This is a genomic window from Rhizobium leguminosarum (assembly GCF_010668065.1).
GTDB lineage: Bacteria > Pseudomonadota > Alphaproteobacteria > Rhizobiales > Rhizobiaceae > Rhizobium > Rhizobium leguminosarum_S.
In genome coordinates, this window is record NZ_WUEN01000002.1 from 164,708 (window position 1) to 180,211 (window position 15,504).

The following is a 15,504-nucleotide window of genomic DNA, read 5'->3' on the forward strand; positions in this document are numbered from 1 at the left end:
GTGGGCGGGCGCTTTCGAAAAGAGCCGTTCCGCACGGTCAAGGGGACTTTCCATGAATACGACGTTTCGCAGCCTTTTTGCCGCCGCACTCGCTGCCGGCCTTATTCCGCATGGGGCGGCCTTTGCGCAGTCTGCCGGCTGCACGGTATCGCGTGATGCCGGCGCCCGCCAGGTGCTCAGTTGTCCCGGTGGCGTGACGGTGACGGCGGAGGCCGGCGCGGCCTACAGCCTCGTCGACCGCAACCGTGACGGCAGCCCGGATTCGGCATCGCTGCGCCGCAAGGCCATTCTCGTCGATGTCGATAACACCCAGCACGCCGGCGGTTTCCAGGTCGTGACGCCGCAGGCGATCGCGGCCGTGCGCGGCACCCAATGGGCTGTCGATGTCGCAGGCGGCCAGACCTCGGTGCTGGTCGTCAGAGGCAGCGTCGCGGTTCGCCGGTCGGCCGGCGAGCCGGTGGTGCTGTCGCAGGGCGAGGGCGTCGACGTTACCGCTGGAACCGAACCCCTCGTCGTGCGTCGCTGGCCGGCGCCACGCGCCGCTGCCCTTCTTGCCCGTCTCGGCCAATAAGTCCCATGAACCATCGCCTGCTGACAGTGATCGCGCTGCTGCTCGCCGGTCTTTGGGGAGCTGCGCTCGGCTATGTCAATCTCCATGCCGGAAGCGGCCTTCTCGACCGGATGGAGGCCTCGCTTGCCGATATCCGCAGCGCCATCATCGGGGCGAAGACTCCGCCTCCCGTCGTCTCGATCGTCGCGATCGACGACCGCACCGCGGCCGCCCACGGCTATCCGCTCGATCGGGCGACACTTGCGCGCCTCGCCGACGCGATCACCGCGTTGAAGCCGAAGGCCCTGGCGATCGACATTCTGCTGGTCGATCCGGGACCGGAGGCGGGTGATGCGGCGCTGACTACCGCCCTTCGCCAGGGACCGAGCGTGATTGCGGCCGCGGCCACTTTCGCGCAAAGCAGCCAGCGGGTCACCGATGCGGCCGAGGATCCGTTTGCCGCCATCCCGGAGGCAAACCAGCTGCTGCTGCCGCTTCCTCGCTTTGCCGGGGCCGCCGCGGTCGGCATCGTCAACGTCGCAACCGACCAGACCGGCACGCCGCGCTTTATCCCGCTGATCTCGCGTGCCGCAGACCGGCTGGATCCGGCTTTTCCGCTGCGTGTCGCGTCGGTGGCGCTCGGCGTCGATCCCACCATCGAACGTGACGCCATCATGCTCGGAAAGCTGCGTATTCCCACAGATATCGGCCAGCGTCTGCCGGTGACCTTCTATGGCGGGCACGGCAGCATCGCCACCTTCAGCGCCGCCGATGCGTTGGATGGCAAGCTTTCGGCGGATGCGGTCGCAGGCCGCATCGTCGTCATCGGTTCGACCGTCACCGGCGGCGGCGACGTCTTCCCGACGCCGTTCGATCCCGTCATGCCCGGCGTCGAGGTGATGTCGACGGCGATCACCCATCTTGTTACCGGCGACGGCATGGTGCGCGACCGCAGGATGCGGCTGATCGATGCCGCCACCGCCATCGGACTGCCGATCGTGCTCGTGTCGCTGGTCGCCTGGCGGCGGAGTGCGGCAGGCTATGTCATCATCGTGCTGACGCTGATCGTCTGGGCGATGCTCAACCTGTCGGCCTTCGCACATGGCTACTGGCTGAGTGCGGCGCTGCCGATCGCCGCAGCGCTGCCGCCGGCGTTGGCTTATGGCGCGGCCGAACTCTGGCTCGACCGCGGCCGCGCCCGTCATTTCGCCGAGCAGAGCGCGCTCTTGCAGCGCATCGAGGCGCCCGGGCTCGGCGAGTGGCTGGCGCGCGATCCGAATTTCCTTGCCGCGCCGGTGCGCCAGAACGCCGCCGTCATCTTCATCGATCTCTCGGGCTTCACCGGCCTCAGCGAAAATGTCGGGCCGGTGGCGGTGAGCGAGATGCTGAGCGGCTTCTTCGAACTGGTCGACGAGGAGGCGCGCGCGCATGGCGGCGCCATCACCAGCTTCATGGGCGACGGGGCGATGATCCTGTTCGGCCTGCCGGAGCCTGCCGATGACGACGCCGCCCGCGCCGCTGCCTGCGCGGTCAGCCTATGCGAGCGCACAAGGGCCTGGCTTCAAGCGCATGCGGGCTTTGCCCAGAAGAAGATCGGCTTCAAAGTCGGCGCCCATTGCGGCCCGATCGTCGCCTCGCGGTTGGGCACCGGCGACCGTCAGCAGATCACCGCGGCAGGCGACACCATCAATGTCGGCAGCCGGCTGATGGAGGTCGCCGCCCGCCATGGTGTCGAGCTGGCGCTGAGCGCCGAAATCGTCCGCGCTGCAGGTCCCGATAGCGTGCTCACGCAGTCCGGCCGGATGGAAGGACCGTTGGAAACGGCGCTACGCGGCCGGGCAAGCCGCATCGACGCCTGGCTATGGCGTAGCCGCACGCTTTGACAATCGCCGCGGGAGCGGCTAGGAACGGCGCAAATACCCCGCCGGCTGGCTCCGGCCATGGCGCAGCAACGCGCCTGACAGCTCCGAAAGATCGAACTCATGACAGAATTTAACGGCGTCGTTCCGGCGATCGCCAAGGCGTTGCAGAAGCGCGGTTACGCCGAACTCACCCCTGTGCAGAAGGCGATGCTCGATCCGGCGCTCGCCGCTTCCGACGCGCTGGTCTCGGCCCAGACCGGCTCCGGCAAGACCGTCGCCTTCGGCCTGGCGCTGGCGCCGACGCTGCTCGAAGGCAGGGAGCGCTTCGGCAATGCCGCCGCGCCGCTCGCCCTCGTCATTGCCCCGACGCGCGAGCTTGCCCTGCAGGTGAAGCGCGAGCTCGAATGGCTCTTTGAGATGACCGGCGCGGTGATCGTCAGCTGCGTCGGCGGCATGGACATCCGCAGCGAGCGCCGCTCGCTCGAACGCGGCGCCCATATCGTCGTCGGCACGCCCGGCCGGCTTTGCGACCATATCCGCCGCAGGGCGCTCGACATGTCGGAACTGAAGGCCGCCGTGCTCGACGAGGCCGACGAGATGCTCGATCTCGGCTTCCGTGAGGATCTCGAATTCATCCTCGATGCGGCGCCGGACGAACGCCGGACGCTGATGTTTTCGGCAACGGTGCCGGCGGCGATCGCTAAGCTTGCCAAGAGCTACCAGCGCGATGCCGTGCGCATCAGCACCGCGGCCGAGGAAAAGCAGCATATCGACATCGAATATCGCGCGCTGATGGTTGCCCCGAGCGACCGCGAGAATGCGATCATCAACGTGCTGCGCTATTACGAGGCGACCAATGCCATCGTGTTCTGCTCGACGCGTGCCGCCGTCAACCATCTGACCGCGCGCTTCAACAACCGCAATTTCGCCGTCGTGGCGCTTTCCGGCGAGCTGACCCAGAACGAGCGCACCCACGCGCTGCAGGCGATGCGCGACGGACGCGCCCGTGTTTGCATCGCGACCGACGTTGCCGCCCGCGGCATCGACCTGCCGGGGCTCGATCTCGTCATCCATGCCGACCTGCCGACCAATCCGGACACGCTGCTGCACCGCAGCGGCCGAACCGGCCGGGCCGGACGCAAGGGCATCAGCGCCATGATCGTGCCGTTGAATGCACGGCGCAAGGCGGAGCGCCTGCTCGAGAATGCCGGTATTTCGGCTGCCTGGGCGCGGCCGCCCTCGGCCGAGGAAGTGAGCGAGCGCGACGACGAGCGCCTGCTCGCCGATCCGATTTTCAACGAAACGCCGCAGGAAGAAGAGCAGGGGCTGGTACAGCAGCTTCTCGCCAGCCACGGCGCCGAAAAGCTCGCCGCCGCTTTCTTACGTCTTTACCGCACCAATCATTCGGCGCCGGAGGACCTCATTGAGATTACCGTGCAGGACGACCGCAGCCGCAAGCGCCGCGACAATGCCGAGCCCTACGAGCCAGCGCAGAAGGGACCGCGCGAAGATTTTGGCGCCAGCGTCTGGTTTTCCGTCTCGGTCGGGCGCAAGCAGAATGCCGAGCCGCGCTGGCTGATCCCGATGCTCTGCCGCAACGGCAATGTGACGAAGCGCGAGATCGGCGCGATCAAGATGCAGCCCGAAGAAACTTTCGTGGAGATCGCCGCGGCGAGCGCCGAAAGCTTCCTGGCGGCGATCGGTCCGAACAAAGCGCTCGAACGCGGCATCCGCGTGACCAGGCTTTCCGGCACGCCGGATTTCAACCGGGCGCCTGCGCCGAAACCCTATGCCGGCAAGCCATCGCGCGACGAGCGGCCGGACGACGCGTTCCGCGGCGAGCGGCCGAAGAACAAGTTCGGCAAGGGTCCGGGCGGCGGATATGCTGCAGCCGACAATAGCGGCGGGGAAAGACGGGATAGCAAGCCCTGGAGCAAGAAGCCGGGCAAACCCGGCTTCGATGGCCCGAAGTCCGACAAGCCGAAATTCGAAGGTCCCAGATCCGAGGCCCCCAAATTTGAGGGTAAGGGCGGCGCCGGACCGAAAGCTAAATTTTCAAAGAAGAAGCCCGGCTGATTTTGCCGGCAGCCCTTCGCTGATCCGGCGGAGGGCTTTGGGCCGTATCCCTGAGGGAGGCAAGGATGGTGATGGAAACGGCGATCCTCAGCGTCCCGGTTTTCAGTACGCTCTGCAATGAGGCCTTCCGGCTGCGGCGCGCTATTTTCGTGCATGAGCAGAAGGTTCCCGAAGCCGAGGAATTCGATGCCGACGATCTCAACGCCCATCATCTTGTCGCCGTCACGGCGGGCGAAGTCTCCGGCACGCTGCGGGTCATTTACGCAGAGGAACATGTGAAGATCGGCCGGGTTGCGGTTGCCGGCCGATGGCGCGGCCAAGGCATTGCAGCCGCAATGATCGGGCGAGCGATGGAACTGCATCGCGGCGCCCGTGACAACCGCTTCTATCTCACCGCGCAGGCGGACAAGCTGCCGCTTTACGAGCGTTTCGGCTTCGTTGCCTATGGCGCGGAATTTCTTGACGGCGGCATGCCGCATCTTGCGATGAAGAATTACTGAGCATCAGCAAAGCGTCGTTCAGGCTTGGGATTTCACGTCAAAGGCAAGCGAACTTGAAAGGTCCCGGTAGGCATCGATCTGTTGCTGCAACAGCGCGATTTTCTGTTCCACCATGCCAACAGCATCAACTCCGGCGATGAACCGGCGGGGTAGCTCCGGATGGTTGACCAGGGTGATCAGCGCTTGGGCGAGTTTTGCGGGATCGCCGCTCTGCTGGCCGCTGGCGGATTTCCAGAATGCCAGGTGTTGGGCGCGCCTTTCGTCGTAGTCGCTGATAGATGACGGAGCATATTGGGTTGATTCGTCAGTCAGCAATTCCGTGCGGAAGAAGCCCGGATTGACGATCATCGTTTCGATACCAAACGGCGCCACTTCGGGCTGCAGCGATTCCATCCAACCATCGAGGGCAAACTTCGCGGCAGAGTAAGCGCTGCAAAACTCAAAGCCCAGCAGGCCGGCCGTCGATGAGATCGAGATGATCTTGCCGGACCCCTGCCGGCGCATCACCGGCAGGACGGCGCGGGTGACACTCATGGGGCCGAGGAGACTACTAGCCAGTTGCAGATCGATCTGAGGCGGCGTCAGCTCCTCAAAATAGCCTGAGTAGAAGTTTGCGGCATTGTTGACCAATATGTCGATGCGACCAAAGCGCTCGAGTGCGGCCTTGACGGCATAGTCCGCGTCGGTCGGCTTGGTTACATCCAGTGTGACGACGAGCAGATTTTCCGACTGGCCGATCGCCTTGGCAACGCGCTCCGGGTTGCGGCCGGTTGCAACGAGTTTGTCGCCAACAGCCAGAACCGCCTTTGCGAAATCCAGGCCCATGCCGCGCCCGGCTCCTGTGATCATCCAAACCTTACTCATCGAATTTTCCTTCATGCGAGATTGTGTGCCGATCCGCTATGCGGTGGCCTTCTGCCGCTGCGCTTCGTGATCATCGTTGATGTTGAACCAGCCGGTGGCCGCCTCGATGACGCCCCAGAGTTTAGCCGGAAGGGCAATTTCCGGGATTGTCGTGGTCCTGATCTCGTTCTCGATCAGCTTCTCATTGCCACTGCGTGAAAGTTCGACCCACTCCGGGTTTATCACCAGCCCTTGGCCTACAGCCACAAGCGAAAGGCCCAGATGAAGGGCGCTTTCCGCCTGTTGGGGTGACTTGATCTGGCCAGCGGCAATAACCGGAACGCGCCCCGCTACCGTGGCGGCGATCAGTTCAGCGATGGGACGATCGGCGATGGCTTCGAGTGGTTGGGCTTCGAGTACGCTCGTCAGCGAAGCATGGATGTAGTCGACGCCGCCGTCGATCAGATGCTCGATGAGTTCGTAGGTGTCTTCAATACGAAGGCCGCCCTCTTCAGGTTCTTCGGGCGAGACCCGGTATCCCAGAAGAAACGGACGCGTCGCGTGTGTGCCTATCACCCGCCTCACGTTGCGGACCACGGCGAGCGGAAACCGCATCCGGTTTTCCAGCGAGCCTCCCCATTCGTCGTCGCGATAATTGTGGAGCGGCGAGTAAAAGTTCTGGATCAGAAAGCCGTGGGCCGCATGCAGTTCGACCCCATCGAAGCCGGCTTCGATAGCGCGGCGGGTTGCTTCGCCGAAAGCAGAAATCACATCAAGTATTTCGTTGTGGCTCAGTGCGCGCGTCGTGCCGCCGCCTGGATTGAAAGGACCGGCTGAAACTTGCAGCGAACTGGCGCTGACAACGTCTCCGTCCGGGATAAGCGCCGGCACGGCCTTGCTGCCGGCGTGAAAAATTTGAAGAATCGCTGGCGCACCGCCGCTTTTGGCCGCCTCAGCCAGACGCCGGAGGCTTGGTGTGAAGCTGTCATCATAAGAAGCGAATTCGCCCGTGAACCCGATGCCATTGGGCAAGACATGCGTGCAACCCGTTAGAACGAGGCCAACGCCGTTCACCCTGCGTCGATAGTAGGACACTTCCTCATCCGAGACTGTTCCGTCGTCATTGGCTGACCACGTCGTCATCGGAGCCATGACGACCCTGTTTCGAAGCGTGATCCCATTGGCGAAAACGAAGGGTTCAAATAGTGCGGAGGTGGCTTCCATCATCATTGTCTCTCTTGCATGCCGTTCAAGCGGTTTGTGAAATGACAGGTAGCAATGAAGACAAACTTTGATTAGCTGGTATAATCGGCATGAAGTTAGAAATGAGGGAGATAAATGAGGCACGGTGATTTCAGCGAGCTTGCAGCCTTCATCGCCGTCGCCGAGGCCGGAAGTTTCACGCGCGCCTCCGCCAAGCTGGGACTGTCTCAGTCTGCCGTCAGCTACTCAGTCAGGATGCTGGAGCAGAGGCTGGGGGTGCGGCTAATCTCACGCACTACACGAAGCTTGTCGCTGACCGATGCCGGAGAGCGTATGCTTCGGAACCTCCGCCCTGCCTTCGAACACATCGAAAGCGAGATCGCTGCCGTCACCTCACTTCGTGACAAGCCGGCGGGCACTATCCGCATCACGACGTTTCGATATGCCGCAATGAGCGTGCTTTGGCCTGTCATGACAACATTCTTGGCGGAATACCCGGATATTGAAATGGAGGTCATTCTTGACGAGGGCCTGACGGATATCGTGGCCGGCCGATTCGACGCCGGTATTCGCATCGGAGAACAGGTTCAAAAGGACATGGTTGCCGTCAGGATCGGCCCTGACCTTCGCATGGCGGTCGTGGGATCGCCGTCCTACTTCCAGAACCGCACAATCCCGATGACGCCCCGCGATCTCGGCGACCACCGGGGTATTAGCTACCGGCAAACCACAGGAGGTGGATTGTATGCCTGGGAGTTCGAGCGCGACAGCGAGGAGCTTGTGGTCAGAATGAATGGGCCGCTCATCATCAACGATAGTTTGATGCTGGAAGCCGCTGCTTTGGATGGGCTCGGGCTTGCCTACACTTTCGAAAGTCAGGTTTCACAATACGTTGCAGACGGGCGACTGATCCGAGTCCTCGAGGATTGGTGCCAGCCGTTCCCTGGCTATCACCTTTATTACCCAAGCAGACGTCAGCATACGGCCGCGTTTGCGCTCCTCGTCGAGGCGCTTCGTTTCAAAGGCTGACGCTCCTGCCAGGGCTGTACGCAAGATGGTCGCGATGGGTTGGGGGACTGATCTCACTTGCGCGATTGCCGATAGATGTAAGGTCCTGTCTGTCCTGATTGCTGATGAAGCGCGCGGTCATCGCTGACTGCGAAGTCTTAGCGCCGTTATTGTCAAGACGTCACGCGACAGGAACATCGCGGCCCTGTGCGGCTCGCTGCATTCAGCGGCGCACAGGACCGGGGCAGGCTCTCGTCCGAGCCAGGTTCTAAGCGAGGTTGAAAGGCATCTGCCTGACCGGCTTGCCTGTCAGACGCGAGATGGCATTGGCAAATGCCGGCGCCAAAGGCGGCAGGCCGGGTTCGCCCATGCCTGTCGGTGCATCCGCGCTTGGAACGATGTTGACGTCGAACTCCGGCACATCCGTGATCCTTGCCACCGTGAATTCGCTGAAGTTGCCTTGCTCCACAATACCGTCCTTGAGCGTGATTTCCGCGCCGGCAAGGCATGTCGACAAGCCCATGATCGCCGCGCCCTGGACCTGCGCTTCCACAGTCCGAGGGTTGACGGCCAGATTGCAGTGCACCCCCGCCGTAACCCGATGCAGCTTGGGCTGCCCGTCGACGACGGAGGCTTCCACCACGTAGGCCACCACGGATGAAAAGGATTCGTGCACGGCCACACCCCAAGCCCTGCCTTCTGCCAATGTCCTACTGCCGTAACTGCTCTTGTCTACGGCGAGCTGCAGTGCATCGCGATGACGAGGATGCTCATCGCCAAACATCTTCATGCGATATGCGACCGGATCCTGGTCGGTGGCTCTCGCTATATCGTCAAGCAAGGTCTCCATCACGAAAGCCGTATGAGTGGAGCCAACGCTGCGCCACCACAGAACCGGCACGTTGGCAACAGGATGATGTACTGTCAGGCGCATGGGAAGCGGATAGGGGCTCCGCATCCCCTCGGTCGTGGCGGCATCGATGCCGTCCTTCACCTGGAACTTCTCGAACACGGTTCCCGTCAGTATGGACTGGCCGACGATGGTGTGGTCCCAGGCCAGCACATTGCCCTCTTTGTCGAAGCCGATGCGAGCGCGGTGAAGATGCGTCGGACGGTAATAGCCGCCCCTCATATCGTCCTCGCGGCTCCAAAGCGTTCGCACCGGTGCGTTCAGCCCCGCCGACCTGGCGGCCTTGGCTATCTGGCAGGCCTCCATTGCCGTGTCGCTGCTGCTGGAAAAGCGCCGGCCGAAGCCACCACCCGATGTCTGCACGTTCACCACCACCTGTTCCGGCTTGAGGCCGAGCACGTTTGCGGCAACGCCGGCATCGAGCCCTGCACTTTGGCTCCCCATCCAGATCTCGGCACGATCGTCGGAAAGCCGAACCGTGCAGTTCAGCGGTTCCATCGCCGCGTGGGCGAGATACGGAAACACGAACTCAGCTTCCAGACTCAAGGGAGCGGTTTCCAATGGCGCCATGTCGGCATCGAACTGGCGCGGGCCGGGGCGATTGGCGATCTCGCGAAACTGAGCAAGTTGCTTTTCGCTATCGACCTTTTCGACAGCCGATGTTTCCCATTCCACCTTAAGGGCGTTGCGACCCTGAGATGCCTGCCAATATCCGTCGGCCACCACGGCCACGCCCTCTGCACCGCGATCCAGCGGTACACGCAAAACAGCTTTCACGCCCTTTACTGAACGTGCTGCGCTGTCGTCCAGAGAGGCTATCTTGGCTCCGAAGACCGGAGGGCGAGCCACCACGGCCGTCAATTGTCCCGGCAGCTTGAAGTCGATGCCAAAACTCTGTTGGCCGCTGCTCTTGGCTTGTGCGTCCAGACGCTGGGTGGGCTGGCCGATGATGCGGAAATCCTTCGGGTCCTTCAACGCTATTTTCTGAGGCACCGGCAGGGCCATGGCCGCTTCGGAAAGTTCTCCATAACCGAGTTTGCGGCCATCGGGAGCCAGAACCACACCGGCCTCGGTTCGCAGCGCGGAAACATCCACGTTCCAGCGGTCTGCCGCGGCTGCGAGTAGCATGGCGCGGACGCGGGCACCCAGCTCGCGATACTGCGTAAAGCTGTTCTTGATGGTGTTCGAACCGCCGGTAAGGTGCATGCCGAAGAGCGGATCAACATAGGCCATGTCATTGGTGCCGAGCTGGCTGCGTACTAAATTCCAGTCCGCGTCGAGTTCTTCGGCAAGGATCATCGGCAATGCCGTTTGGACGCCTTGACCGAACTCCAGCCGGTTGATTGTGACCATAACCTCGCCATTTGGTGCGATTTGAACAAATGCGGAAGGCTGCTCGGTCGGCTTCAGAGCGATCGGCGCCTCACCCGCGTAGATGGGCTGGGCGGCGGCCAGATGGGGGAAAATGCCGACAGCCAAACCGAGGGTCCCCGTCAGCTTTAGAAAGCTGCGGCGTGGCAACGCCTGGACCGGTGTTGAACGGCCTCGTTCCAGCATGTGCTGCAGCGCACGCGGTAATTCGCTATAATCCATGTTCGGCAACATATGGCGTCTCCCTCAGACTAGATTGCTGGCAGCATCGGCTACGGCGGCGCGGATACGGACATAGGTTCCGCAACGACAAATATTACCTTCCATTGCCGTATCGATCTCCGAGGCGGTCGGCTGCGAACCGGAGGGCAGGGATGCCAGGAACGCCGTGGCGCTCATGATCTGACCGCTCTGACAATAACCGCACTGCGCTACATCGTGCTTGACCCAAGCTGCGCTTACAGCGGCGCCGACGCGGTCGCTGCCGTCGGTCGCTTTTTCTATGGTGGTGATCTTCAGGCCCTCGGCAGCGGAAAGAGGGGTGCTGCAGGAACGGACAGCCTCACCATCCAGATGTATCGTGCACGCGCCGCAAAGCGCGGCGCCGCAGCCGAACTTGGTCCCGGTCATGCCGAGCGTGTCGCGCAGGACCCAAAGGATGGGTGTCTCCGGGTCGGCATCGACCTCGTGCTGATTACCGTTGATATTCAGTGTGATCATGACTGGTCGGTTCTCCGATGTTTCATAGTGGATGTGCTCGTTGACTGAAGTCGTTCAGCTAACGGTCAGAACCGTCGATCTCCGAGGAGAGCGACGGCGACGGGAGTGCCGCCAGCAACCTCCAGGATGATGAGACGCCGTCGACCAAGAGCCTGCTTTCCGCGGCAACGTTAGCTCGTCCGGCGGCGCCCAATTAGTTGGCAAAACCTGCACGACGTTAGAAAGGCGGCTTCTGAATGCGAGGCAAAAGCACGAGCAGACACGTCAACCCAAGACCGGTCAGCGATGATCAGCCGCGTTGGGTGCCCATCGATCGCCGGCTTGCTCAGCCAAGAGGTTCGCCGCTACTCCGACAGGGACTTCAGGTAAGCGATGATGTTTAGCCGATCCTCAGGCTTGGGTACGCCCACGGTCATTGTGGTGGTCGGTACAACCTCGCGAGGCGCTGCTAGAAATCGGTCCAACGTCGCCTCGTCCCATACTAATCCCGACGCCTTCATGGCCGCCGAATAGCGGACGCCTTCTACAGAGCCGGCCGCGCGCCCGACAACGCCACCGAGCCCCGGCCCAGCCTTTTTCTGATCCGTGGTCGAATGACAGGCGGAACAGCGCTGAAACGCTTTTTGTCCCAAGGCGACATCTCCCTCCGCTGCCGCAGGAGCCGTCGCCGACACAAGGATCAAGGTGGAGATCACAACGGAGGCCAAAATTTTTGTCATGCGTGTTCTTCCCGAATACAGGCTGTCGAAGCCCTGAAAGGACGGTGGAGTAGCGCGCGCCAGCACCGTTGCTGGCAGGCCGCGCTAAAGACCTTGGACCCTAGACACGCCTCATCGTCGCCGGACATGGCATCGCACTGGAGACGGCGGTTGGTTGGGGACGTTACCTCGCCTCAGCATGGAGCATTAGGCGGTACTATCTGCATGATGTTAGAAATGAGGTTCATAAATGCCCGACAGCCAACGATCGTCGACGGAGGTTGTCTGCCTTGCTTTGCACCAGCAGGACGCAACCCTCTCGATGCCTGCCGCTAAGATGGTCTCGCTTCAACGGCCTGTGTTGCGTTCTTGAATGGCATATGGCACGCCTCATCACGAATAGCGGTTCAGTTCCTTGCGAAAAGCCTGGCTCGTCTTCATTATTTCACCTAAATCGTGGCGTGCATAAATTGCGGTGAATTCCACAACGGCGGCCTGCTCTTGCTATTAAAAACGATACGCCGTTACAGCGCCGGCAGGAGCAGACGACGATGAAACGCCCGGGCATGTCGCAACCCGATCCGGCCGCCTTCATCAAGGCCAACCTGCCGATATCACCCGTTCCCTCCATCCCCGAGATCCGGCTTCATACGGCGGGACCTGCGAGCGGGCTCTGGCGGCTCGCTGGTCGCAGAGAGGCCGACCCGCCGCCTTACTGGGCCTATCCCTGGGCTGGCGGCGCGGTGCTTGCCCGCCATCTGCTCGATCGACCGGAAATGGTGACCGGGCGCCGTGTCCTCGATCTCGGCGCCGGCTCCGGGCTCGTCGCCATCGCGGCGGCAAAGGCTGGAGCAGCCACAGTGACCGCTATCGACATCGATGCCAATGCCATTGCCGCGATCGGCCTCAACGCAGCGATCAACGGTGTGGACATCGTGGCCCGGGCCGCCGATATCATCGAGGATCAGCCCCCCGCGACTGACCTTCTCGTGGTCGGCGACCTGTTCTACGATCCCTCGCTTGCCTTGCGGGTGATGGCCTTCCTGCGGCGTTGCCAGGCGAGCGGCGTCGAGGTGCTGATCGGCGATCCCGAGCGGGCCTACCTGCCGCAGGACGAACTCAGGCGAATCGCCACCCATGCGGTTGCGGATTTCGGCGGAGGCAGCGGCGGCGGGGCGGTGCCGGCGGGCGTCTTTTCGCTCTTCGGCTAAGGCTGAAAGGCTGAGATTATGCCAAGAGATCCGGCCGCAACAGCATGACCGGGCAGGGCGCTCCGGCCGGCAGCTCCGGGGCATGCGGCGGGCGGATGACAAGGCAATCGGCTGCAGCGAAGACCTTCATCATCGAGGAATCCTGCTTGCCGAAGGGTTCGGCGAGCCAGTGGCCGGCAGCGGATTTCGAAAGTTTCGCTCTGATATAGTCCTGCCGGTGGTCGTTGGCGCGCAGTGTCACGGCCGCCTCCACCATTGCCTCGCGCTGCACCGGCGGCAGGGAGGCGAGCTTGCGGATTAGCGGCTCCAGGAAGAGCAGCGAACAGACGAGGCTGGAGACCGGATTGCCGGGCAGGCCGAGGACATGCGTCTCGCCGAAGCTGCCGACCATCAGCGGTTTGCCGGGGCGCATGGCGATGCGCCAGAAATCGAGCTGCATGCCAGCTTCGATCAGCGTGGCCTGCACCAGATCATGGTCGCCGACCGAAGCGCCGCCGAGCGTGACGATCACATCGACCTTGGCGTCCCGCGCCGTGTCGATCGCAGCGGTGATCTTGGCCTTGTCGTCAGGCACGATGCCGAGATCGAGCACATCGGCGCCGGCTTTGCGGGCAAGGGCTGCAATACCAAACGTATTGGATGCGATGATCTGCGAAGGGCCGGGCGTGCTTCCGGGCGGCAGCAGTTCGTCGCCGGTTGCGAGAATGGCGATCAGCGGGCGCCGCAGCACCTCGACATCAGGCCGGTTCATGCCGGCAGCAACCGTCAGCCGAGAGAAATCGAGCACGGTGCCGGCCGACAGCACGGCTTCGCCTTCGGTGAAATCCTGGCCACGGGGACGCACATGCTGGCCCTGCCGCACAGGGAAATTGGTTCGGATGCCGCCCTCGATCTTCTCCGCATCCTCCTGCAGCAGAACGCTATCGGCGCCTGACGGAACAGGCGCGCCGGTGAAGATACGGACGGCTTCACCCTGGCTGACGCTTCCCTCGAAGCCGTGGCCGGCGGAAGACATGCCGATGACCTTCAGCTCGGCGCCCGGTTCCGGCGCATCTTCGCGGCGTAGCGCATAGCCATCCATGGCGGAAGCATTGAAGGGCGGCTGGGTCAGGCCGGCGGTCAGATCGACGGCCAGGACGCGGCCCTCAGCCTCGGCAAGCGGCAGCGTCTCGGACGCAGCAATGGGCTTTGCGCGGGAGAGCAAGCGGTTCAGGGCCTCGGCGACCGGGAGAAGGTTCATCTTGCCTCCGGATGACGGAAATCGCCGGATTTTCCGCCGGACTTTTCAAGAAGTCTGATGCCGCCGATTTCCATTGCCTTATCGGCTGCCTTGGCCATGTCGTAGATCGTCAGACAAGCGACCGAGACGGCGGTCAGCGCCTCCATCTCCACACCGGTCTTGCCGGTCAGCTTGGCGGTTGCCGTAACGCGCAGACCGGGCAGGGCGGCATCTTCCTCGATCTCGACCGTGACCTTCGTCAGCATCAGCGGATGGCAGAGCGGGATGAGATCGGCGGTGCGTTTTGCCGCCATGATGCCGGCAAGGCGCGCCGTGCCGATCACATCGCCCTTCTTGGCATTGCCTTGGACGATGAGAGCGAGCGTTTCCGGCGCCATCTTCACATGGCCCTCGGCAGTGGCGATGCGCACCGTCTCGGCCTTGTCGGAGACATCGACCATATGCGCCTCACCGGAGGCACCGATATGCGTGAGGCCTGGCTTTTGGCCGCTCATATCATTCGGCCGCGATGGCGGCTTCGCCAAAGAGCAGCGCGCGGGTGGCGGCGGCGACGTCCTCCTTGCGCATCAGGCTTTCGCCGACAAGGAAAGTATTGATGTCGACGGCCTGCAGGCGCTTGCAATCGGCATGGGTGAAGATGCCGCTTTCGCCGACCAGCAGCCGGTCATCAGGCACCATGGGAGCAAGCGCCTCGCTGACGGTGAGGCTGACCTCGAAGGTACGCAGATTGCGGTTGTTGATGCCGATGAGCGGCGAGGAGAGTTTTAGCGCCCGCTCCATCTCCTCGGTGTCGTGGACCTCGACCAGCACGTCCATGCCGAGGGCGAAGGCCTCGTCCTGCAGGCGTTCGGCCTCGTCGTCGGACAGCGAGGCCATGATCAGCAGGATGCAGTCGGCGCCCCAGGCGCGGGCCTCGTGCACCTGATAGGTCTCGAACATGAAATCCTTGCGCAGCGCCGGCAGCGTGCAGGCAGCGCGGGCGGCTGTCAGAAATTCCGGGGCGCCCTGGAAACTCGGCCTGTCGGTCAGCACCGAAAGGCAGGCGGCACCGCCGGCCTCATAGGCGCTCGCCAGCGACGGCGGATCGAAATCCGGGCGAATGAGCCCCTTCGAGGGGCTCGCCTTCTTGATCTCGGCGATCAGGCCGAAGCGGCCGGCATCACGCTTGGCAATGAGCGCCTTGTGGAAGCCGCGCGGGGCGGACTGGCCGGCCTGCATTGCCTTCAGATCGGCAAGCGACACGGCCGCCTTGGCAGCGGCGATCTCCTCGCGCTTGTAGAGTTCGATCTTCTTCAGGATATCGGTCATCGAA

At 62.9% G+C, this 15,504-nt stretch carries 14 protein-coding genes; 6 read left to right on the top strand and 8 right to left on the bottom strand.

What is annotated here, in order from left to right:
* Positions 1 to 52 precede the first annotated feature (52 nt).
* The 4 genes from GR198_RS05375 to GR198_RS05390 all read left to right on the top strand — a co-directional run bounded on the left by GR198_RS05375 (position 53) and on the right by GR198_RS05390 (position 4,988).
* Positions 53 to 571, top strand: a complete 519-nt coding sequence (locus GR198_RS05375; RefSeq protein ID WP_029874157.1) for a FecR domain-containing protein — start codon at positions 53 to 55, stop codon at positions 569 to 571.
* A gap of 5 nt (positions 572 to 576) precedes the next feature.
* Entirely contained in the window at positions 577 to 2,433 is a 1,857-nt protein-coding gene (locus tag GR198_RS05380) for a CHASE2 domain-containing protein (protein ID WP_029874156.1), read from the top strand.
* Positions 2,434 to 2,532: 99 nt separating this feature from the next.
* Positions 2,533 to 4,488: a DEAD/DEAH box helicase gene (locus GR198_RS05385; RefSeq protein ID WP_164067729.1), complete on the top strand. Its 1,956-nt coding sequence runs from the start codon at positions 2,533 to 2,535 to the stop codon at positions 4,486 to 4,488.
* A gap of 65 nt (positions 4,489 to 4,553) precedes the next feature.
* Entirely contained in the window at positions 4,554 to 4,988 is a 435-nt protein-coding gene (locus GR198_RS05390) for a GNAT family N-acetyltransferase (RefSeq protein ID WP_029874154.1), read from the top strand.
* A gap of 18 nt (positions 4,989 to 5,006) precedes the next feature.
* Here the strand turns inward: GR198_RS05390 and GR198_RS05395 are convergent, their stop codons facing one another.
* Together GR198_RS05395 and GR198_RS05400 are read right to left on the bottom strand one after the other, a co-directional pair.
* Positions 5,007 to 5,852, bottom strand: a complete 846-nt coding sequence (locus GR198_RS05395) for an SDR family oxidoreductase (RefSeq protein WP_164067731.1) — start codon at positions 5,850 to 5,852, stop codon at positions 5,007 to 5,009.
* Positions 5,853 to 5,888: 36 nt separating this feature from the next.
* Positions 5,889 to 7,061 carry an NADH-dependent flavin oxidoreductase gene (locus GR198_RS05400; RefSeq protein ID WP_164067733.1) on the bottom strand — a complete coding sequence of 391 codons (1,173 nt, stop codon included), beginning with the start codon at positions 7,059 to 7,061 and terminating at the stop codon, positions 5,889 to 5,891.
* Between the two features lie 108 nt (positions 7,062 to 7,169).
* Between GR198_RS05400 and GR198_RS05405 the strand changes: the two genes are divergently transcribed.
* Positions 7,170 to 8,063, top strand: a complete 894-nt coding sequence (locus GR198_RS05405) for a LysR family transcriptional regulator (protein WP_025394629.1) — start codon at positions 7,170 to 7,172, stop codon at positions 8,061 to 8,063.
* Positions 8,064 to 8,310: 247 nt separating this feature from the next.
* Here the strand turns inward: GR198_RS05405 and GR198_RS05410 are convergent, their stop codons facing one another.
* From GR198_RS05410 to GR198_RS05420, 3 genes are all read right to left on the bottom strand, one after another.
* Positions 8,311 to 10,557, bottom strand: a complete 2,247-nt coding sequence (locus tag GR198_RS05410) for a xanthine dehydrogenase family protein molybdopterin-binding subunit (protein ID WP_164067735.1) — start codon at positions 10,555 to 10,557, stop codon at positions 8,311 to 8,313.
* A gap of 12 nt (positions 10,558 to 10,569) precedes the next feature.
* Positions 10,570 to 11,043 (bottom strand): (2Fe-2S)-binding protein, encoded by a 474-nt coding sequence (locus GR198_RS05415; protein ID WP_164067737.1) that lies wholly within the window; start codon positions 11,041 to 11,043, stop codon positions 10,570 to 10,572.
* A 344-nt stretch (positions 11,044 to 11,387) separates the two neighbouring features.
* Positions 11,388 to 11,762: a c-type cytochrome gene (locus tag GR198_RS05420; RefSeq protein ID WP_011652058.1), complete on the bottom strand. Its 375-nt coding sequence runs from the start codon at positions 11,760 to 11,762 to the stop codon at positions 11,388 to 11,390.
* Positions 11,763 to 12,292: 530 nt separating this feature from the next.
* Here GR198_RS05420 and GR198_RS05425 point away from each other — a divergent pair.
* Positions 12,293 to 12,952 carry a class I SAM-dependent methyltransferase gene (locus tag GR198_RS05425; RefSeq protein WP_164067739.1) on the top strand — a complete coding sequence of 220 codons (660 nt, stop codon included), beginning with the start codon at positions 12,293 to 12,295 and terminating at the stop codon, positions 12,950 to 12,952.
* A 16-nt stretch (positions 12,953 to 12,968) separates the two neighbouring features.
* Here the strand turns inward: GR198_RS05425 and GR198_RS05430 are convergent, their stop codons facing one another.
* The 3 genes from GR198_RS05430 to trpC are packed head-to-tail and all read right to left on the bottom strand — an operon-like array spanning position 12,969 to position 15,500.
* Positions 12,969 to 14,192: a molybdopterin molybdotransferase MoeA gene (locus GR198_RS05430; protein WP_164067742.1), complete on the bottom strand. Its 1,224-nt coding sequence runs from the start codon at positions 14,190 to 14,192 to the stop codon at positions 12,969 to 12,971.
* The gene (gene moaC, locus GR198_RS05435) at positions 14,189 to 14,686 is read right to left on the bottom strand and encodes a cyclic pyranopterin monophosphate synthase MoaC (RefSeq protein WP_130743965.1); all 498 of its coding nucleotides are present in this window, start codon (positions 14,684 to 14,686) and stop codon (positions 14,189 to 14,191) included. Before moaC ends, GR198_RS05430 begins: the two co-directional genes overlap by 4 nt.
* 1 nt (position 14,687) lies before the next feature.
* Positions 14,688 to 15,500, bottom strand: coding sequence for an indole-3-glycerol phosphate synthase TrpC (gene trpC, locus GR198_RS05440; protein WP_164067743.1), 813 nt, complete (start codon positions 15,498 to 15,500; stop codon positions 14,688 to 14,690).
* Positions 15,501 to 15,504: the final 4 nt, after the last annotated feature.